Genomic DNA, 18,577 nt, shown 5'->3' with positions numbered 1-18,577 from the left:
CTCATGATTCGCTCCGTTTATCGAGTCGATACCAAAGGTTCTTTGGATTCTCTGGAAAGAAGAGAAGAGGAACTTCCCCCTCCTCAGGACAATGAAGTCACAATTGAGATCCGTGCAATCGGTCTGAATTTTGCGGATATTTTTGCTATCCAAGGATTGTATAGCGCGACACCTAAAGGTTCTTTTATTCCAGGCTTGGAATATTCCGGTAAGGTAGTTGCTGTCGGCAAAAAGGTCAAAAATTTCAAAAAGAACGACAAGGTCATGGGAGTAACCCGTTTCGGAGCATACGCCGACCATATCAATATAGATTCCCGATATATTTTTTCGCTCCCTCCAAAATGGAGTTTCGAGCAAGGAGCAGGATTCTTAGTCCAAGGACTTACTGCATATTATGCTCTTCTTCCTTTAGGAGATTTAAGAAAAGGCCAAAATGTTTTGATCCATAGCGCTGCGGGAGGTGTAGGGATCTACGCTAATCGTATCGCTAAAAAGTTTGGAGCCTGGACTCTAGGTTCTGTAGGAAATCATTCTAAAATTTCTCTATTAGAAAAAGAAGGTTACGATGCCTGGATCATTCGATCTTCCCGCTTTCCGGAGGAATTAAAAACAGCACTTGGCGGAAGAGAATTACATTTAGTTTTAGAATGTATCGGCGGTAAGATCTTTAAAGCAAGTTACGAGGCTCTTTCTCCTATGGGCCGGATGGTTGTTTATGGTTCCGCTTCTTTTATGAGCCAAGGAGACAAAGTCAATTGGCTGACTTTAGCTTGGAGATATTTGACCAGGCCGAAGGTGGATACTTTAGAGATCGTTTCCGACAATAAAGCGGTGATGGGATTTAATTTGATCTGGTTATACGAAAAGATCGATGAACTAACTATCCATCTGAAGGCCCTTTCGAAATTAAATTTGGAACCACCTCATATCGATTCCGTATATCCTTTTGTGGATCTTCCGGAGGCAGTCAGACATTTCCAAACTGGAAATACTACCGGTAAAGTGGTGATTAACGTCGAATCAGGAAAATGACAAATCGAACGGAAACAAACGAACTTTCTCAATTATTAAAACGTTCCAAGGATCGTTTCGAAGATTATTTAGAAAACGAAGTGTATCCATTTTTTAAAAAAGAATCGGCTCCAGAACTTGCGGCTGCTATGGAATACAGTCTGAGAGCAGGGGGAAAAAGACTAAGACCGATCCTAACATTTGCTTCCTTCGGAAAAATAGATAATGATTCTCTTTCGATAGGAGCTGCATTAGAATTCATTCATACATATAGTTTGATCCACGACGATCTTCCCAGCATGGATGATGATGATTTCAGAAGAGGAAAACCTTCTCTCCATAAACAATTTTCCGAAGCGACCGCAATACTCGCTGGTGACGCTTTGCAGGCATATGCATTCGATTGGCTGACCCTGATCGACTCTTCCGATAAAGATTTGCATAAAGATTTAGTTAGGTCTTTGGCAAAAGGTGCCGGGGCAGCGGGGATGGTCTCCGGGCAAATGTATGATCTGTTAATGGAAAGGAATCCTTCCTCTTTAACCGGAACAAAAGAAGAATTACTTTCCAAAACGCATAAATTGAAAACCGGAGCATTGATCCAAGCTTCCTTTTTGATGGGAAATCGTTTGAGAAATGATTACCAAGAAAGAGAAGAAACCATTTCCGAATACGGTGCTAAACTCGGTTTATTATTTCAAATCACGGACGATATTTTGGATATCGAAGGGACTAAGGAAGATCTGGGAAAAACTCCAGGCAAGGACGGGAAGTCCGGAAAGATCACTTATCCTTCTTTGTATGGAATGGAAACTTGTAAACAAATGGTCTCCGATCTAGTTTCCGAATTGGAAGAATTAGGATCCGATCTGGATTCTCCTTCTAAAGTAGAAACTTCCGAATTTCCCGAGTTCTTTCGGTCCTTACCTTCTAACATTGGCAAAAGAAAAAATTAGACTAGATGACTTACTCTTGAAAAAGGGTTTGGCCGAAGATATTTCCAAGGCCAGGAGTCTGATCTTATCCGGTTCTGTCTTAGTAAACGACAGGATGTCGGACAAGGTGGGCGCCTTATTCCCAGAATCTGTAGAGATCCGTATCAGAGAAATTATCCCTAAATATGTAAGCAGAGGAGCTTATAAACTCAAGGAAGCATTCAAAAAATGGAATATATCCGTCAAAGGAAAGCTTTGTGTGGATTGGGGCGCTTCTACCGGAGGGTTCACGCAAGTTCTTTTGGAAGAAGGTGCGGACTTAGTATTCGCCTTCGATGTCGGTTACGGGCAGATGGCTTCCAAGATAGCGATGGATCCGAAAGTTTCCGTTCGAGATAGATTTCATATTAGAGATACCAGTTGGGAATTATTGTCTTCTTTGTGGTTTGAAAAAAAGGAAATAAAGTTTCCGGATGAGATTTTTTTGGTCATGGACTTAAGTTTTATTTCCCTTCGCACTGTTCTGCCTGTTCTATCCGAACTTAAAAATAAGAATTCAAATATTCGGTGGAATATAGTCAGTTTATTCAAACCTCAATTTGAGACAGAGCCCAGGAATTTGGACAGAGGAGTTTTAAGAGATCCTTGGATTCGTTGGAAAACGATCCGTTCTTTTTTACGATTTTTGAAAAATGAAGTAAAAGGAAAAAGGATAGGCTTGGAAAATTCCCCGATTACCGGGAGAGATGGTAATCGGGAAATCTTAGTGTATTGGACTCTCTAACTTAACCGAAGGTCGCGTCTAAAGCCATAGAGACTCTGGATCCGATTCCTGGTTTTTTTGCCTTTCCGTCTACTCGAACAAATTCGTAATCCTTAGGACGAAGGAAAAATGTCCTGGCCTTAAATTCGAAAGTGAACCCGGGCCAAAGAGTGGTATTTCTACCCGAGCTAGTATTGTACCAGCTTACACATCCTCCGGTCATCCAGACTGATTTGCTTAAACGCCTTTGGATCTCCTCATTATAACGATCTTGGACATCTTTGCGAACATCTATAAACTTTATGTTTTTATTAAGTAGGTAACGAATCCCTTGGAGAGTATATTGTACCTGGGACTCAATCATCAGGATCATAGAACTATGGCCTAATCCTGTATTCGGACCCACGATCATAAATAGATTCGGAAAACCGGATACTGTGGTCCCTAAATAGGCTTCTGCCCCGTCTTCCCAAGCATCAGCTAAAAGTTTTCCGCCTCTTCCTCTGATCTCAAAAGGGGAAACTGCCTCTGCCGCTTGGAAACCTGTTGCAAAAACGATCGCATCAACCTTATGTTCGACTCCGTCTTTTGTTTTTACTCCGGAAGCGGTGATCTCTTCTATACCTTCGGTAACCAATTCGACATTCTCTCTATTCAATGCCGGATAATAGTCGTTGGAAAGAAGGATACGTTTACATCCGATCGTATAATTCGGAGTTAACTTTTGTCTCAGTTCTTCGCTATGTATACTTTTGTTGATAAAACTTTTGGCGAATTTTTCGAAAATTTTCATTAGCTTTGGATTGATCGCAAATGCTAATACGCCTATTTCGTTCAGCCAGTAGATCGCTTTCCTGAACAGCCATCTTAGTGGGGGAATAAATTTGAAGATCCCTTTTACGGAACCTGAGATATTACTATCCGGTTTTGGGATGATCCAAGCGGGAGTTCTTTGAAATAGTTTTAATGTCCCTACAATTGGTGCGATAGCAGGAACGATTTGGATAGCACTTGCCCCTGTTCCGATCACTGCTACCTTCTTTCCTTGTAGATTATAGCTATGATCCCATTTTGCAGAGTGGAACTTTGCTCCTTTAAATGTATCTATTCCTTTGATATTCGGAAGAACCGGTCTACTTAAGCCTCCGGTTCCGCTCACTACGGATTTCGTTTTATAGGATTTCCCACTTGTCGTACTGATTTCCCAAAGGCCGGTTTTTTCATCAAACCAGGCGCCGCTCACTTCCGAGTTTGTTCGAATAAAAGAGCGGATGCCGAAACGATCCGTACATTGATTCATATAATTTAGGATCTCTTCTTGGGGGCCGAAAAGTCTGGACCAATCCGATTTAGGTGCGAATGAAAAAGAATACAAGTGGGATTGAACGTCACACGCCGCTCCGGGATAATTATTATCTCTCCAGGTTCCTCCGATCCCATTTCCTTTTTCTAAAATTACAAATGATTCTATTCCGGCTTGTTTCAAGCGTATCCCCATACATAGCCCAGCGAATCCAGTTCCTATGATGACTACATCATATACTTTTTCCGCTTGGGAGTTCTGGTCGAGGCTCGGTCTTTCCAATGTCTGAGCTGCCATTCTTCTTCTCTCCTCTACACATTCTTTCCGGAAGGTCCCGGCGTTTTGTAAGATATAGATTACAGTCTTTCTCGGAAAGGATCGTCCGATCTTAGAATTTGATACCGGTAAATACTAATAAATTTCGAAATCAGTAAGGAATTTCATTCCACTGCATTTCTATTTTTCTTTTGGAATCAATATTCCGGCAAAGATCCATCAAATCTTGCAAAAAGTGTGAACCACTTTTTCCTCTTTCAGACCCGTTCTTCCAAAGCAAGTCGCTTGAAAATCAAATCCGGGAAGGATATCTTATGACAGAACCAATATTATTAGTTCCGAAAGCACTCAGGAACAGTTTAGGCGAAGAAGGTGCAGAGGCTCTTGTCAGTCTTTTAAATCAAGCCAATTCAGGAGGGAGAAAGTTTATGGAAGAATTCGTTTCAGAAAGATTCGAAAAAAGGCTAATGGAAGAGACTGGCAAGCTTCGTTTAGAATTTAAAGAAGAAACTGCAAAACTTTGGATCGCAATTGCGGAACTAAGAGCAGAAATGCATGCGGGCTTTGCAGGGATCCAAGAACAGTTCAAAGAAGTTTACAAAGAAATCGCAAGTATTCACGAGACAATTGCTTCTCAAACAAGATGGATGGTTGCTGTTATCATTACTTCCGTCCTTCCTATTTATATTGGATTAGCAAAACTGATCTTCCAATAAGGTCTCACCATTCATTTAGAAATAAAAAAACCCCGGTTTTAAAGCCGGGGTTTTTTCCTACATTGAAATGAAAAGAGAGGATTATGGGCGAACCGAAATCACTTCGTCTTTGTTAATCAAAGCAACGATGTGTTTGTATTCCGGAGAATCCTTTCCATATTTCAGCTCGGTAGCGCGGAGAAGGTGGATGTTTTTCTTGTGACGGAATTTGAACATCTGGTCTTCGCTTGCTCCACCGTATTTCTTGATCATGTTTTCCTCGAAAGCGTAGCAGCTTGCAAGATACTTGTGAGCTGGGTATTCTTTCTCGTTTTCATTAACCTCGATGTAGAGTTCCAGTATAGGAATACACTGAGGTAAGTTTTGTAGATCGTATTCAGTAACAATCCAAGATCTATATACATCGGAAAGTAGTCTCTTGAACTCGGCACGTTCACGTAAATCCGGGTTCTTGATCTCATCCAAATGATTGATTGCCTTGGTGAAATAATTCAATGCTTGTTGTTTAGCTTCCAACTTTTGGCGGGAAACGACACGATCCTCGCGAGCTTTGCGGTCGACCTTTTGCCAATACCATTTCTCGTCTAGACGTTTCTTCTCCGCTTCCTCTTTACGGTACTGCTCAACAGCTTCCCTCATCTTGAGGACGGTATTCACTCCGGATTGATAGCTAGTCAGGGCCAGGCGGAACTTGTTGTTCGCGAAAGCCTTAGAAAGCTGATGGAGTTCTTGGAAGTTCTTGTCGTAACCTTTGAAGTCAGGGTTCTTCCAGATCGCTTCCTGCTCCTGGATTTCTTTTTTACGTTTCTTAGCTTCTTCCGTTAGATTCTTGTCGTCGTCTTCCGGAACGAGCTCACCTTTCAGCAGTTCGTCGATCTTATCAGCTGCCGCCTTGGCATCTGTCGTATCCTGCCCCCCTTGGTTCTGTGCGAACAAGGAGAGGTTGAGTCCGACCACGGCCAGAAGAACGAATATAGTCTTCATCACCTTCATAGTGCTCACACCTGTGCCTTCTCTTTCAAAGATAGGATTTAGAAAAAGGACGGCAAAGTCCTTTTCTTCTGTTTAACTATCGGTCAAGGACCTTTAGATATAAACCTGGATTAAAAAAAATTTCCCATTTTTCCTATTCAAGGGACATAAACGAGTATCTTTTTACAATATCCATTAGCGAAATTCTATCATTTTTCGCTAATTTTGTTCCCTGAATCCGTTCAGAGACTCCTCCAGGATCTTCCTTAAAGCTGAACTTGTCAGCAGATTTTTAGGAATTCTTAGGAAATGATTGGTTCTTAGATTTCTTTCTTTCTATTACTTTCCTTTTTTCCAGTCTGGATCTAGACCATGAATTTAAAGAATTTAACCCCGATCCGAGAAGGTTCTCCCAGCTGCAAGTTCTGCACAGGCGTCGGATTTCTTTTGGAAGAGAATGTAAAGAATTCCAGCTCCGGAGTTCTGGTACTTTGTTCCTGCGTGGGAGAATCTTGTCCTTGCGGCGGCAAAGCTCCATACATGGTCTACGATGAAAGCCAAAATAGAATGTTACCTTGCGTATGTCATAACGCTAGAATTGAACTTGGTAGGATCGAATATTTGGTAAAAAAGGCGGGTATCCCTTCTAGATACAGATACCGAACTCTGGATCGAATGGAATTGAACGTAGATGCTCCCGGTAAAGACGGATTTTTAATCGCTCACAACTGGGCTCACGATTTGATCAAAGATTGGAGCAAGGGAGATAAAAAATTAGAAGGTCTGTATCTCTGGGGAGGAACAGGTTCCGGTAAAACCTTACTTGCATGCGCAATCTTAAACGAACTTATTTTTAATTACGGAACCGAGTGTAAATACGCAAAGATCAATCGGGACTTTCTTTCTACCATTCGTGATAGTTATCAAAAAGAAAGTGAACTCCATGGAATGGAACAGACGATCAAAAAACAATTCACTGATGTGGAAGTTTTGGTCTTAGACGATTTCGGGGCCAACAAAGAATCTGATTGGGCAAACTCTCAATTGTACGACTTAATAGATACCAGATACGAAGAAGAAAAATTAACCATTCTTACTTCTAATATTCCCCCCACGGATTGGAAAGACAAAGCAGAAGGACGGATTTTTTCTAGGCTCATGGAAATGGCACATCCTCTTCATTTGGATTGTCCTGATTATCGTCTAAGCCATAGCGCCTTTGGGACTCAGTGATGGATAAAAATACTCATATTGCATTTCTATGTTTAGGAACTAATTTGGGAGATCGTGAATTCTATCTTTCGGAAGCGATCCAAAAGATCGGCGCTCACCCTGAAATAAAGATCTTAAAAAAGGGAACTGCTTTAAATACGGAAGCTCTAGAAGTAACTGACCAGCCAGATTTTTTAAATCAGATTTTGCAGATCTCCACTCATCTTTCTCCCAGAGAACTTTTGGATTTTTTACTCGGAATAGAAAATGAAATGGGAAGGGTCCGCACAAGAGACAAAGGCCCGCGAGTCATCGACATAGATATTCTTTCCATAGACGATATGAAAATCCATGAGAAGGGTTTACATCTTCCTCACCATAGTCTGTTTATTCGACCTTTTATATTAGAACTTTTAAATGAACTCGGAGAAGGTTCCCTGATACAATCCTTTGGGAATCCTTCGGAGGGATAACATGAGAGATGTTAATAAAATATTTCCTAGAGGACCAAAACCAGTAGAGAAAAAGATCACTGTGTTGACCTGCTACGATTTTATGTTCGCAAGGATTTTAGAAGAATCCGGTGTGGATTGTCTTTTAGTAGGGGATACTCTGGGCGTAGTCTACCAAGGCCAACCTACCACCTTACCTGTTACCTTGGACGAGATGATCTATCATGCAAAAGCCGTTAGAAGAGGCGCCCCGAATACATTCGTAGTCGTGGACCTTCCGTTCTTAAGCTATCAAGTCTCTTTAGAAGAGGGCATCCGCTCTGCTGGAAAAGTAATGAAAGAAAGCGGATGTGATGCCGTAAAATTCGAAGGCGGCGGTCCGGAGATCTTGGAACTAATCTATAAACTAGAAAGGATAGGCATCCCTGTTATGGGACATATAGGCCTTACCCCCCAATCTGTGAACGTTTTCGGTGGGCATAAGATCCAAGGAAAAGCGGAAGAAGATAAAGCCAGATTGATAAGCGAAGCAAAAGGTATCTCCGACGCTGGAGCATTCTCGATCGTTTTCGAGCTGATCCCTTCTGCTCTTGCTAAAGAAATTTCCGAATCTATCCCAATTCCTACGATCGGGATAGGGGCAGGAGCCGCGACCGACGGACAGGTGCTCGTAATTTACGATTTTCTTGGATTGAATAAGGGCTTTAAGCCCAAGTTTTTAAAAACTTTCCTGAATGGATACGATGATGTCTCAGGTGCAGTCAAAAATTATATTCAGGAAGTGAGAAACGGGAGTTTTCCGGGGCCGGAACATTCTCATTAAACTCTTTTCTCTGCGGATTTCTTGACGTTCCGTGTGTGAAGTAAAGGCTGGAGAGAGAATCAATCCCGATTGTAAAATCGAACAAAGATAGGACGGAAGATACGTGGACATAGTCGAACTGGAGAAGGGATATCCGGAAACCGAAGCAAAAATAAAGGCTTTGGCCTCCGAATGTGGGAACGCCACCGAGATCATTCGCGGAGCGGTCGTATCCGATACCATTCATTTTATCGGGGATACCCGTAAGATCTCCGACAAGGAAGGTTACGTAAAAGAACTTCCTGGTGTGACTAGAATTTGGAACGTATCATTGCCTTATAAAAATATAGCTCGTACCGCTGCAGGTAAAAACGGAGAAGTAGTCCATCGTGAAAATCGAATCGTAGAAGTTCACGGAAAAGACGGACTCGTGCGTAAGTTCGGAACAGGAAAACATATTTTCCTAGTAGGTCCGGATTCTCCTCAAACTTATGAGCAGACGGTCACTATTGCAAAACAAGCGGTGGAGATCGGAAAAAAATTCGGGATCTTAGATCGTATCATCTTTAGAGGTGGAGCATTCAAACCTAGAACTCGTCCAACCGATTGGAGAGGAATGGGTTGGGACGGAATTAAATTACTCGATAGAGTAAAAGAAGAAACCGGACTTCCTTACGTAACCGAAGTAATGGACCATACCATGGCGGAAGAAGTTTCCAAACATGCTGATATGATCCAGATCGGTACAAGAAACGCTCAAGACTTTGAACTTTTAGAAGCGGTAGGTCGCACAGGTAAACCTGTGATCTTAAAAAGAGGTTTCGGTAACGAAGCTATAGAGTGGTTCTCCGCTGCAGAATATATCGCTAATCAAGGAAATTTGAATATTGTTCTTTGCGAAAGAGGGGTAAAAACTCTTTTCATTAAGGAAGGATATTGCCGTAACACTCCGGATCTAAACGTGATCACTCACGCTAAAAATCAGACAATTCTTCCTGTGATATTCGACCCAAGCCATGTTGCCGGGGACGATAAGATCGTGGTTTCCAATTTATTGGCTTCACTTCCGTTCAATCCGGATGGGTCGATTACTGAAACCTTACATGTGGAAGAGTTCCGTAAAGAACAGATGTGTGATGCCGCTCAGGCGCTTCTAATGTCTTTATACGAAAAAACTGTAGAAGCTATCTTAACTTATGAGGAAAAGATCAAACCTATAACGGATAAGGTAGATTCTTATTTTTTGGAACGTAAAGGAAAAAAATAAGCCGGCGATTTCGGACTTATTTATTCCGGAAATTTGGGAGCTAATTCTTTTTTGGTTTGCTCCCAAAGACTCGGAAGTTCCTGACAAAGAGCCAAACAAGCATCTAAGTTTCCTTCCTTCAATTTCAGTTCAGCCTCTGTAACATTTTTCTGAACCGCCGCGAGCCCGAAATTCGCTGCCACACCTTTTGTCTGATGTAATTCTGCTTGGAGTTCTACGCTTTTCTTTTCGTCAGTGAAACTTTTGATATTCTCTAAACGGCTGTTCATGTTCTTACGTAAGGAACGTACCATCTCTTCCAGCCAAATAACATCATCTTCATCATCGCCTTGTTTTAGGGAATCCAGACGAGACCAATCCACTAGCATAGAATTCTCCTCCCGAACCGCGTTTGGCAATTTAGTCCGGCTTTCAAAATTCGACGAAGCCCTGAACCGTTTACCGACCCCAATTATTTCTAGCTTGAATAAAAAATCCACGTCGATTTTCGTATTATGGAAGATTTAAGAGGCGAAACTTAATGAAAATTCACCCAACAGCCATCGTCGATTCGAAAGCGGAACTACACGAGTCCGTCGAAGTCGGTGCGTATACAATTATAGAAAAAGATGTGGTAATCGGCGAAGGAACCGTGATTGAAACGGGAGCCCGAATTTTCGCAGGCACTAAATTAGGTAAATTCAACAAAGTCCATCATGGAGCGATAATCGGTGTAGGACCGCAGGACTTGGGCTTTGATCCGAGCACTCCGAGCAAAACGATCATCGGAGATAATAATACTTTTAAAGAATATTCCAATATTCACAAGGGAACCAAGGTAGATTCTCCCACTATTATCGGAAACAGGAACTATGTAATGGGAAATGCTCACGTAGGGCACGACTGTATTTTAGGAGATGATAATATTCTGACCCACGGTCTTGTTTTGGCGGGACATGTCACCGTTGGAAATAAGGCATTTATTTCCGGTTTAGTTGCAGTTCACCAATTCTGTTTTGTGGGTGATTACGCAATGATTGCTGGTTGTTCTAAGGTAGTTCAGGACGTTCCTCCTTTTGCTACTGCTGACGGAAATCCTTGCACGATTATAGGATTAAATACGGTCGGTCTGAAAAGAGGAGGATTTTCTCCTGAGACAAGAACTGCGATTAAGAACGCATACAAGACGATCTATCATTCAGGTATGAATTATAGAACCGCTTTGGATCAATTGGAGAAGGAATCAGGTCACCCACCTGAAGTTCTACAGATTATTAAGTTCTTCAGAAACAGTGATCGTGGAGTAATGAACCACAGATAACTAAAAGCCAAGCGTGTTGGAATTCCAACACGCGGTTTTTATACTTAATCTATTCTGGCGCAGTCCGGATTGATGGATGTTACGTATTCCAAGGGCATATCCCCTAAAAATTCGGATCCCTGGAATTTTCCTTTAAAGTTCAATTTTCCCTTTTTATAAGCATCTACCCAGGCTTTTTGGAATTTATTAGAGAGAGGAGCATAGGACCAATGCCATTTCTCTTCATTATAACCTTTTCCGGCTCTCTCTGACTTAGGAGAATAAGGCTGACAGAATCCGAATCTGTGGGCATTCTTCTTCATCCAATTATAGAATGTTTCTCCCCTCCCTCCTTTTTCAAAATAGGAGTTTTCCAAGGCATTGATATCGATGTCGGTTCCCCAGTGATGGCGAGAAGTGCCGGGGGCGCTGGAAAATTCCAAAATTAAAGAAATGATCTGAGAAGGAGTTTTGTCTTTCACCGGTTCTCTCATCTTCTTCTTTCCGGAATATTTATCTTCCCAGATGGACTTTTGATCCGAAAAAGATCGATGAGCGGAAACAATGAATGGCTCTTGTCTTTCTTGTGGATGGTCCTTTTTATATTCTTCCTTTAATTTTATAAATGCGGCCTTGGTTTCTTTTCGTACAAAGAATTGTCTTGGATCTCCAGGATTTGTAAAAGGTACGAGGGCTTTTTCCTTGGGAAAATCTCCTATCAAATAAGAAATTTCCGAAACACCTTGGTAGATTTCGTCTGTCGGTTGAGATATTAGAGAGAAGTTACCGAAAACCAGAACAAGTACTAAACATCGGAATAGGGACAGCATAATTCCATAATCTTCTCTGGCGACTTGGGGAAAAGGGAAATTCTAATCCTATAGATTTGTTTAAGACACAAATGTAACTACAGAAATTTCTGGGACTTTACGACACGCTCAGGCCTTGAAATCAGGAAATTTGTATTGCATTACTTAGGAAATTCGGTTGAAGTTAAGCTCTAATTGGAAATTTTTTGTAAAAAACAAATTGGGAGAACCCTGGATGAAAAAAATCATCGCTCTTCTTCTGCCCCTGTTCCTAACGTTTAATTGTGTTCTATTTGATGCAATTGGTTTATCCTATCCGGATACTGTAGACGGAACTGAAGCAAAAAGTATTATCCTGACAAGCGCAGTTATTGGATCCGCAGTAAGCGGTTTCGAAGTTCTTTCTATTCTTGCTCCTCAATTAGCAAAAGTAGAAGAAGATAAATACTATAACAAATCGGATGTTGACGATTGTGCAAACGAAGCGTTGATCATTAACTTGCTCACTGTGGATTTAGGCGGTTTTACCTGCGATCTACAGCCTAGAGCGACGATCATTCCTTTTATCTACTGATCCGTTTCACGGACTGTTCATTTTCGGCCGACTGGTTTCTTAAGTCGGCCGAAAATTTTCTCTTCTCAATTTGAAAACAATAAAGCTCCTTCCGAAAATCTAGAAACAATTTCCGATTTTTCCAGATCTCCCAAATTCCCAAACTGGTTCGCATCTTCTCTAGAGATCTCGATCCATTGGCTGTCTTCCCTTAAGTCAGCGATCTTAAAGTCCGGCAATCCACTTTGTCTTACTCCTAAAAGTTCCCCAGGTCCCCGCAATTTCAGATCCGCTTCGGATAAGAAAAATCCATCGTCGGAATCTACCAGGGCCTGGATCCTATATCTTGCCTCTTCCGTAACTTTAGAGTCCGAAATTAGGATACAAAAACTCTCATGTTTTCCTCGGCCTACTCGACCTCTTAACTGGTGCAGTTGAGAGATCCCGAACCTATCCGAATGTTCTATCACCATGACGGAAGCGTTCGGAACGTCTACACCCACTTCGATAACTGTAGTACTGACTAATATTTGTATCTCATTTTGCTGGAATAATTTCATGATCCTATCTTTTTCGGATGTTTCCATTTTTCCGTGGAGAAGTCCCACTTTGAATTCAGGAAAAACATCTTTTCTTAATGTTTCATAGGCTTCTATACAGGACTTAAGATCAGATTTTTCGGATTCTTCCACCAATGGATAAACTATATAACATTGTCTTCCTTGAGAGACGTACTTTTGGATGGATTTGTATACTCCGGATCTTTTGCTTTCGGTAAACCACAATGTTTTGATCGGGATCCTGCCGGCAGGGCGATTTTTTAAAGTGACTAATTCTAAATCCCCGTATAGAGTAAGACAAAGTGTTCTTGGAATAGGAGTGGCGGTCATTGCTAGAATGTCCGGATTTTTTCCTTTGGCTCTTAACGTTTCTCTTTGTTCCACTCCGAACTTATGTTGTTCGTCTATGATTGCAAGTCCCAGATCTTTAAAGATCACATCTTCTTGGAAAACACTATGAGTTCCTATGATAAATAGGGATTCCCCCGTTTTGATCCTGAATATTTTTTCCGCTCTGGTCTTTTTGGGTTCTTTTCCTACCAAAAGTTCTATTCGTAAGAAAGGCATATTACCTAGAAAGTTCATTACGGTTTGGTAATGTTGTCTGGCTAAAATTTCAGTAGGAGCCACCATACAAACTTGGATTTGATTATCTGTGTATCTAAGTGCGGTAATAAGCGCTACTAAGGTCTTTCCGGAACCGACATCTCCTTGTAACAAGATTGCGGCAGGAGTGTCCGACTTGGTCCATTCTCCTATTTTTGCCAGGCTTTCTTTTTGGTCTGGAGTCAATTCAAAAGGTAGATTTTTGATCAGATCCTTAGCGGTCTTGGACTCTGGAAGTGGCCATAAAATCCTGGGGACTTTTGCTCTTTGAGAACGTTTGTATTCTATCAACAGATTGAAATAGTATAATTCTTCGTATTTGAATCTGGTCCTTGCTCTTCCTAATTGTTCATCTTCCGTGGGAAAATGGATCTCGTTATAAGCAAGTGCACGATCCATCAGATTTCTTTTTTTGACCACTTGGGTAGGAAGGATTTCCTGAATTCTACCTTCTAAAAGTTTTAATGCAAAATGGATAAGTTTACGAAGTTCTCTTGAATTGAGATGTTCATCTCTCATCGCCTCCGTAGTAGGGTAGAGAGGAATGATCCGTCCTGTATGAATACTCTCCGGAAGATCATCTTCAGAAATTTCGGAATTTCCACCGTAAGATAGAACTTCGTAATCCGGATGCATGAGTTGGAAACCTCTGAAATATTCCAGTTTACCGGTTACTGCTACTAGAATTCCGGGTTGGAAGACCCTGCGAAAAAATTGGATGCCCCTGAAGAAAACTAAACTGATCGGTTCGTTGTTTTTGGTTTTTGCGGAAACTACCAGTCTGGATTTTTTTCCATGGGCCAAATAGGAGTCGATTACTTCTAAAATTAAGGTAACAGATTCTCCCTGCTTCAGTAGAATGTTTTCAGTTAAGTTCCGATCTAAGTATCTACGAGGAAACCATCCTAAAAGATCTTGGATAGTTTTGATCCCTACGGACTCCAAAACCTCCTGCTTTTTTGGACCGACACCTTTGACGACTCCAATGGAGCTGCTTAGGGAAATATCAGATTTTTTCTTATCAGAGACCGAGTTCTTCATCCTGAATTGGTTTCGGTTGAGGAGAATTTTGTATCATTTCCTCCGGAGCCGAACTTGAATCATCCAATCCTAGGTAACAGTAGCGGCAACCATAAATCCTTGCTTGTCGTTTTGCTCCGGGAATTGCAGGTTCAAAAAGTACTGCGTATAAATATTCATTCTTATCCAAGAAACGACCGCATACAGGACAAAGTCTGGGGCGGGGAACGTTCGGATCCCAATTTCCACCGTATACCTTTCTGGGATTTCCGTAGTCGTTGTCTTTGGGACGTTTGGAATCTTTTTTATCCAGACGTTTCGTATCCACCGTATATAAAACATGGAAGAATATTGCGGCGGCGGCCAAACAAGCAACTAAGGTAAGAAAGGTGATCATTGTTTTAGATAATCCTTTATTTTTTCCGCCATGGAGCCGGGCAATTTAATTCCCTTATCCGCCAATCTTCCTGCATATTTATGAAAAGAGTAAGTGTGCTGGGAAGATTTGATAATTCCTTCGAAACATTCTTCCAATGATTCGGAAATTTTTTCCCAAAGAGGAAGATTTTCGGCGATCATGTTTTCGTATTTGTGTAAGAGTCTGCGATTTACTCCTCTACAAATCGACCTATAAAAACAAAAACGGATGAGTAAGGCCGACTCTGCATTTTTATCTTTTATATCTTTTTCCAATTGGTTCAGGTTGATACAATCCACAATCTCCAGCTTATAAGCTTGGGAATTGTGCTCGAATGTCACCAGGTTCAGGAACATATGCTTGAATAGGGAAATTTTATAACAATTTTCCAATCCACATTCTCCCATTTTGCCTTCTTCACATCTGGTATACATTACTATGTCTGTGTCGGAATCCGTAGTAGCCTGGCCGAAATTTAAGGAACCTAAGATATCAAACGCTACTTCGTCTCCTCCGTAGTTTATGAGTTTATTAAATTTTTTGAAATCTTCGATCCTTTCTCTGGAGACTCCAGTCTCATGGGACCTAAAAAACTTTTTCAGACCTACGAATTTTACAATATTGGAGTTTGAACTAAGTCTTGGAAGAGTCATAAACCTATCGGATAAAATCTTCCGCCGAAACTTCCGAGTCGCTGCTTGTATGGACAAGCTCTAACTTGTCTCCAGAGCAATCGATCTCGAGAAGGTGGCGAATTGAGTGATCCGATAGTCTATTCAGTTTTACATTTTTTACAAGATCCTTTTCTAATTCTATTTCGGAGAAGAAACCGCCCGGTTGAAATCCGAAGACTGAATCAACCGGTCCAAAATTAGAAGGATTCAAAAACACTGTTTTTCCTTTTTTCACGATCCCTTGGTCTTCGTGAACATGACCGGAAACGACTAAAGCAGGGGAATAATCGTCCAAATATCTTCTGATCCCTTGGGAACCCACATGTCCGAAACTCGGGATCTTGTCCAAGAATCCGTAAGCAGGATTATGGATCACAACTACGTCAGGATTTTCTTCTTTGAAGAAGTCTTCCGGCTCGCTGTAATTTTTTCCGTTACGATTGTATTCATGGAATTTTACCGCTAACTTTTCCGGGATACCTGAAGTGATCACAGGAGCTCCGCCGTAACCTGCGAACTTTAATCCTCCCATATCGAAAGTTTTTCTGTGCAGGTCTCTTTCGTATAACGCGGAATATTGAAGATCTATATCGTAATTTCCCGGGAGTAACCAGACCGGCGCCTTTGCGTATTTTTGGATGATTATCTCGATGAGTTCGTATTTTTCCTTCATCGTTTTTGCTGCTTGGTGGAATAATCTTCTGTAATCGTGGGATTTTTCCACTACGTTAGGTTGGTACTTTTCGGGAAAACGTACCGCTCTTGTTGCGTAATCGTAAGGATTGATATCTTCTTTGATATCATCCATGATCCGATACATATCTTCTTGGAGTGTTACAAATTCGATAATACGTTCTGGATTAAAAAAGGCTTTGTAGATGATGTCGCCGGAGAAGAGGTACAAGTCGCATTCGGTTCCTAGAAGGACTTCTTTCAATCCTCTGAGTCCGTCGTGGATATCGGTGAGGTAAATGATCCTCATTTGGACTTATCCTAATTTTATGTTAAACGACTTAAAGCCGTTTGACCCTTTCTATACTGATTCTTGAAAAACCCACGATAATGTCCAATCTTTCTAATCCCGCCACAGCATGAGCATGCTGTCTTCGTTCTCCGAAATCGGTTCTATTCTCAGATAGTCCGGACCAAAAAAATCCAATAACGGTTTTAAGATCGTGTTAGAGCGTACGAATAAGAATACGTTTCCTTTTTCAGGGATTACTTTTTGGACGGTGACTGCTCCCGCTACTTCCGGAATTTCCGCTAAAAAATAATTTAGATCCACTCTGATCTCATTCCCTATATCCGTGAGGGATAATATTTCCGGAATTTCCTCGACTATCTCTTCTAAAATCAGTTTTCGATGAAATTTGAAAACTTTGGAAAAAATCCGTATCGGATCTATCGATCTCGGGTTATGATCATAGAGTCTAAATGCTTCTATCCTAAATACCACTCTGTTTCCGTCCACTTTTACGGGTCGTAAAGAGAGTTTGTATCTGATATGATTCGTTCTTAAAATTTTGGACCAGGCTAGTCCTTGGATGGAATAATGTCCGGAAAGGTATAAAACACCCCGACCGGAATCCATCACTAAAGACTCCAGATCTTCCGTGCCTTCGACCACCTTTTTTTGCAGAACCTTGTTCAGAGAATGAAGTAAAACGGCGATCCTGTAATTGCTCTTTAAGGACTTTTCTTCGAAGGAATTTTTTCCAGTAAGAAAATCTAAAAGATTGAATCCCGAAAGTTTCCGCAAATCGAGCATGGAAGAACAAAATTAATCCCTCTGATTCGGTCGGTAAACTTCATTTCTGTTTTATACCAAAATAAGAATGGAAAGGCATTCCTAAATCCCCGCTTTTTTTTCTTGCCGTTTAGGCTTTCCAGGTCAGGATCATCACTCCTTAGGGTTAGTCGGGGAAAGGGTATCTCATGCAAATCGGCGTTATCGGATCCGGAAGTTTCGGTTCTTCTTTAGGTGTGCTCTTGGCGGATAAAGGTTATGATGTTACCATTTGGGGAAGGAATGCCGGCCTAATCCAGGAGATCAACGAGAACCATCGAAATGAAAAATATCTACCGGGCATAGATCTTCCCAAAAATCTAAAAGGAAGTACAAGTTTAGAAGAAGCGGTCCGTGACAAGGACATGATCGTTTCCGCTCCGCCTTCTCACGCGATCACGGATATTTTAAAAGAAATTAAATCTTTTCTTCCCGAAAAGGCTCCTATCGTTTCCGCAAGTAAAGGGATCGAAAATGGAAGTCTTAGATTGGTTTCCGAAATTTTTGAAGCAGAACTTCCTGGAAAATTTCATAGCAGATTATCTTATCTTTCCGGACCTAGTTTTGCAAAAGAGTTGGTCAAACGTGTACCTACGATAGTGAGTATCGCATCCAAGAATGAAGCGACTGCAAGAAAGGTACAAGAAATATTCAGTTTCACTTACTTTAGGACTTATTGGACTCCGGATGTGGTCGGAGTAGAAGTCGGCGGTTCTTTAAAGAATGTGATCGCGATCGCAGCAGGAGTTTCCGACGGATTGGGATTTGGGCAGAATACAAGAGCGGCTTTGATCACCAGAGGACTGACCGAAATTTCCAGATTAGGAGTCAAATTGGGAGCGGATCCTCTTACGTTTTTAGGACCTTCCGGAATGGGAGATTTGATCTTAACATGCTGCGGAGATGCTTCCAGAAACAGGACCGTAGGTTTTAGATTAGGAAAAGGAGAAAGCCTGGATTCCATTTTAGGCGGCATGGTAGAAGTTGCAGAAGGGGTAAAAACCGCAAAAAGTGGATTCGAATTATCCCAGAAATTAGGTATAGAAATGGCCATCACCACCGAGGTGTATAAAATGCTTTACGAGCATAAGAATCCGAAGGAGGTTGTTAGAGATTTAATGGGCCGTGACTTAAAAAGAGAAGGTCTATAAACCGGACTTAAA

General features: G+C 41.4%; 20 protein-coding genes. 11 read left to right on the top strand and 9 right to left on the bottom strand.

From position 1 onward, the window contains the following. The first annotated feature begins 3 nt into the window (after positions 1-3). The 3 genes from LEP1GSC185_RS01590 to LEP1GSC185_RS01580 are packed head-to-tail and all read left to right on the top strand — an operon-like array spanning position 4 to position 2,730. Positions 4-1,032: a zinc-binding dehydrogenase gene (locus LEP1GSC185_RS01590; RefSeq protein WP_024863960.1), complete on the top strand. Its 1,029-nt coding sequence runs from the start codon at positions 4-6 to the stop codon at positions 1,030-1,032. Beyond that, positions 1,029-1,967 (top strand): polyprenyl synthetase family protein, encoded by a 939-nt coding sequence (locus LEP1GSC185_RS01585; RefSeq protein WP_008591434.1) that lies wholly within the window; start codon positions 1,029-1,031, stop codon positions 1,965-1,967. Before LEP1GSC185_RS01590 ends, LEP1GSC185_RS01585 begins: the two co-directional genes overlap by 4 nt. After that, positions 1,948-2,730 carry a TlyA family RNA methyltransferase gene (locus tag LEP1GSC185_RS01580; RefSeq protein ID WP_008596482.1) on the top strand — a complete coding sequence of 261 codons (783 nt, stop codon included), beginning with the start codon at positions 1,948-1,950 and terminating at the stop codon, positions 2,728-2,730. Before LEP1GSC185_RS01585 ends, LEP1GSC185_RS01580 begins: the two co-directional genes overlap by 20 nt. Before the next feature lies 1 nt (position 2,731). Here the strand turns inward: LEP1GSC185_RS01580 and LEP1GSC185_RS01575 are convergent, their stop codons facing one another. Continuing rightward, entirely contained in the window at positions 2,732-4,309 is a 1,578-nt protein-coding gene (locus LEP1GSC185_RS01575) for a flavin-containing monooxygenase (protein ID WP_008589837.1), read from the bottom strand. 293 nt (positions 4,310-4,602) lie between these two features. Here LEP1GSC185_RS01575 and LEP1GSC185_RS01570 point away from each other — a divergent pair, with 293 nt between their 5' ends. Then, positions 4,603-5,004 carry an LA_3696 family protein gene (locus tag LEP1GSC185_RS01570; RefSeq protein ID WP_008590121.1) on the top strand — a complete coding sequence of 134 codons (402 nt, stop codon included), beginning with the start codon at positions 4,603-4,605 and terminating at the stop codon, positions 5,002-5,004. An 81-nt stretch (positions 5,005-5,085) separates the two neighbouring features. Here LEP1GSC185_RS01570 and fcpA read toward each other — a convergent pair whose 3' ends face one another. Further along, on the bottom strand, positions 5,086-5,997 hold the full coding sequence (fcpA, locus tag LEP1GSC185_RS01565) for a flagellar coiling protein FcpA (RefSeq protein ID WP_008589523.1): 912 nt from the start codon (positions 5,995-5,997) through the stop codon (positions 5,086-5,088). A gap of 351 nt (positions 5,998-6,348) precedes the next feature. Here fcpA and zapE point away from each other — a divergent pair, with 351 nt between their 5' ends. The 4 genes from zapE (at position 6,349) to LEP1GSC185_RS01545 (ending at position 9,709) form a co-directional block, all read left to right on the top strand. Further along, the gene (gene zapE / locus LEP1GSC185_RS01560) at positions 6,349-7,209 is read left to right on the top strand and encodes an AFG1/ZapE family ATPase (protein WP_008590559.1); all 861 of its coding nucleotides are present in this window, start codon (positions 6,349-6,351) and stop codon (positions 7,207-7,209) included. Continuing rightward, positions 7,209-7,661 carry a 2-amino-4-hydroxy-6-hydroxymethyldihydropteridine diphosphokinase gene (folK, locus tag LEP1GSC185_RS01555; RefSeq protein WP_008589882.1) on the top strand — a complete coding sequence of 151 codons (453 nt, stop codon included), beginning with the start codon at positions 7,209-7,211 and terminating at the stop codon, positions 7,659-7,661. The genes zapE and folK overlap by 1 nt, the downstream gene beginning before the upstream one ends. A gap of 1 nt (position 7,662) precedes the next feature. Beyond that, a complete protein-coding gene (gene panB / locus LEP1GSC185_RS01550) occupies positions 7,663-8,463 on the top strand; it encodes a 3-methyl-2-oxobutanoate hydroxymethyltransferase (protein WP_008590992.1) in 801 nt (266 codons plus the stop codon). 103 nt (positions 8,464-8,566) lie between these two features. After that, positions 8,567-9,709: an N-acetylneuraminate synthase family protein gene (locus LEP1GSC185_RS01545; RefSeq protein ID WP_008589845.1), complete on the top strand. Its 1,143-nt coding sequence runs from the start codon at positions 8,567-8,569 to the stop codon at positions 9,707-9,709. Between the two features lie 20 nt (positions 9,710-9,729). On the opposite strand, the gene LEP1GSC185_RS01540 is transcribed toward LEP1GSC185_RS01545, so the two are convergent. Continuing rightward, positions 9,730-10,077 carry an Hpt domain-containing protein gene (locus tag LEP1GSC185_RS01540; RefSeq protein WP_008591349.1) on the bottom strand — a complete coding sequence of 116 codons (348 nt, stop codon included), beginning with the start codon at positions 10,075-10,077 and terminating at the stop codon, positions 9,730-9,732. Between the two features lie 152 nt (positions 10,078-10,229). On the opposite strand from LEP1GSC185_RS01540, the gene lpxA reads away from it, so the two are divergent. Continuing rightward, complete coding sequence (lpxA, locus tag LEP1GSC185_RS01535) at positions 10,230-11,009, top strand: acyl-ACP--UDP-N-acetylglucosamine O-acyltransferase (protein ID WP_008589520.1); 780 nt, start codon at positions 10,230-10,232, stop codon at positions 11,007-11,009. A gap of 44 nt (positions 11,010-11,053) precedes the next feature. Here lpxA and LEP1GSC185_RS01530 read toward each other — a convergent pair whose 3' ends face one another. Continuing rightward, on the bottom strand, positions 11,054-11,818 hold the full coding sequence (locus LEP1GSC185_RS01530) for a M15 family metallopeptidase (protein WP_008590266.1): 765 nt from the start codon (positions 11,816-11,818) through the stop codon (positions 11,054-11,056). A gap of 214 nt (positions 11,819-12,032) precedes the next feature. Between LEP1GSC185_RS01530 and LEP1GSC185_RS01525 the strand changes: the two genes are divergently transcribed. After that, entirely contained in the window at positions 12,033-12,371 is a 339-nt protein-coding gene (locus LEP1GSC185_RS01525) for a TIGR04452 family lipoprotein (RefSeq protein ID WP_024863959.1), read from the top strand. A 65-nt stretch (positions 12,372-12,436) separates the two neighbouring features. Here the strand turns inward: LEP1GSC185_RS01525 and recG are convergent, their stop codons facing one another. The 5 genes from recG to LEP1GSC185_RS01500 all read right to left on the bottom strand — a co-directional run bounded on the left by recG (position 12,437) and on the right by LEP1GSC185_RS01500 (position 17,396). Next, the gene (gene recG, locus LEP1GSC185_RS01520) at positions 12,437-14,557 is read right to left on the bottom strand and encodes an ATP-dependent DNA helicase RecG (protein ID WP_008591554.1); all 2,121 of its coding nucleotides are present in this window, start codon (positions 14,555-14,557) and stop codon (positions 12,437-12,439) included. Beyond that, on the bottom strand, positions 14,538-14,933 hold the full coding sequence (locus tag LEP1GSC185_RS01515; protein ID WP_008590494.1) for a hypothetical protein: 396 nt from the start codon (positions 14,931-14,933) through the stop codon (positions 14,538-14,540). The genes recG and LEP1GSC185_RS01515 overlap by 20 nt, the downstream gene beginning before the upstream one ends. After that, on the bottom strand, positions 14,930-15,607 hold the full coding sequence (locus LEP1GSC185_RS01510) for a hypothetical protein (protein WP_008589399.1): 678 nt from the start codon (positions 15,605-15,607) through the stop codon (positions 14,930-14,932). The genes LEP1GSC185_RS01515 and LEP1GSC185_RS01510 overlap by 4 nt, the downstream gene beginning before the upstream one ends. Before the next feature lie 4 nt (positions 15,608-15,611). Next, positions 15,612-16,610, bottom strand: a complete 999-nt coding sequence (locus LEP1GSC185_RS01505; RefSeq protein ID WP_008589410.1) for a metallophosphoesterase family protein — start codon at positions 16,608-16,610, stop codon at positions 15,612-15,614. 93 nt (positions 16,611-16,703) lie between these two features. Next, positions 16,704-17,396: a hypothetical protein gene (locus tag LEP1GSC185_RS01500; protein ID WP_008590809.1), complete on the bottom strand. Its 693-nt coding sequence runs from the start codon at positions 17,394-17,396 to the stop codon at positions 16,704-16,706. A gap of 167 nt (positions 17,397-17,563) precedes the next feature. Between LEP1GSC185_RS01500 and LEP1GSC185_RS01495 the strand changes: the two genes are divergently transcribed. Further along, the gene (locus LEP1GSC185_RS01495) at positions 17,564-18,565 is read left to right on the top strand and encodes an NAD(P)H-dependent glycerol-3-phosphate dehydrogenase (protein WP_008589775.1); all 1,002 of its coding nucleotides are present in this window, start codon (positions 17,564-17,566) and stop codon (positions 18,563-18,565) included. Positions 18,566-18,577: the final 12 nt, after the last annotated feature.

Origin of the sequence: Leptospira licerasiae serovar Varillal str. VAR 010 (assembly GCF_000244755.1) — a bacterium.
In the GTDB taxonomy this organism is placed as follows: Bacteria; Spirochaetota; Leptospiria; order Leptospirales; family Leptospiraceae; genus Leptospira_B; species Leptospira_B licerasiae.
The sequence above is the reverse complement of the archived record's forward strand: the minus strand, read 5'-3'. Positions and strand labels throughout refer to the sequence as shown.

Bases quoted from the DNA above. Each gene is read 5' to 3' on its own strand.
- LEP1GSC185_RS01590 (WP_024863960.1), top strand. From the start codon at position 4: ATGATTCGCTCCGTTTATCGAGTCGATACCAAAGGTTCTTTGGATTCT.
- LEP1GSC185_RS01585 (WP_008591434.1), top strand. From the start codon at position 1,029: ATGACAAATCGAACGGAAACAAACGAACTTTCTCAATTATTAAAACGT.
- LEP1GSC185_RS01575 (WP_008589837.1), bottom strand. From the start codon at position 4,309: ATGGCAGCTCAGACATTGGAAAGACCGAGCCTCGACCAGAACTCCCAA.
- LEP1GSC185_RS01570 (WP_008590121.1), top strand. From the start codon at position 4,603: ATGACAGAACCAATATTATTAGTTCCGAAAGCACTCAGGAACAGTTTA.
- fcpA (WP_008589523.1), bottom strand. From the start codon at position 5,997: ATGAAGGTGATGAAGACTATATTCGTTCTTCTGGCCGTGGTCGGACTC.
- zapE (WP_008590559.1), top strand. From the start codon at position 6,349: ATGAATTTAAAGAATTTAACCCCGATCCGAGAAGGTTCTCCCAGCTGC.
- folK (WP_008589882.1), top strand. From the start codon at position 7,209: ATGGATAAAAATACTCATATTGCATTTCTATGTTTAGGAACTAATTTG.
- panB (WP_008590992.1), top strand. From the start codon at position 7,663: ATGAGAGATGTTAATAAAATATTTCCTAGAGGACCAAAACCAGTAGAG.
- LEP1GSC185_RS01540 (WP_008591349.1), bottom strand. From the start codon at position 10,077: ATGCTAGTGGATTGGTCTCGTCTGGATTCCCTAAAACAAGGCGATGAT.
- lpxA (WP_008589520.1), top strand. From the start codon at position 10,230: ATGAAAATTCACCCAACAGCCATCGTCGATTCGAAAGCGGAACTACAC.
- LEP1GSC185_RS01530 (WP_008590266.1), bottom strand. From the start codon at position 11,818: ATGCTGTCCCTATTCCGATGTTTAGTACTTGTTCTGGTTTTCGGTAAC.
- LEP1GSC185_RS01525 (WP_024863959.1), top strand. From the start codon at position 12,033: ATGAAAAAAATCATCGCTCTTCTTCTGCCCCTGTTCCTAACGTTTAAT.
- recG (WP_008591554.1), bottom strand. From the start codon at position 14,557: ATGAAGAACTCGGTCTCTGATAAGAAAAAATCTGATATTTCCCTAAGC.
- LEP1GSC185_RS01515 (WP_008590494.1), bottom strand. From the start codon at position 14,933: ATGATCACCTTTCTTACCTTAGTTGCTTGTTTGGCCGCCGCCGCAATA.
- LEP1GSC185_RS01510 (WP_008589399.1), bottom strand. From the start codon at position 15,607: ATGACTCTTCCAAGACTTAGTTCAAACTCCAATATTGTAAAATTCGTA.
- LEP1GSC185_RS01505 (WP_008589410.1), bottom strand. From the start codon at position 16,610: ATGAGGATCATTTACCTCACCGATATCCACGACGGACTCAGAGGATTG.
- LEP1GSC185_RS01500 (WP_008590809.1), bottom strand. From the start codon at position 17,396: ATGCTCGATTTGCGGAAACTTTCGGGATTCAATCTTTTAGATTTTCTT.
- LEP1GSC185_RS01495 (WP_008589775.1), top strand. From the start codon at position 17,564: ATGCAAATCGGCGTTATCGGATCCGGAAGTTTCGGTTCTTCTTTAGGT.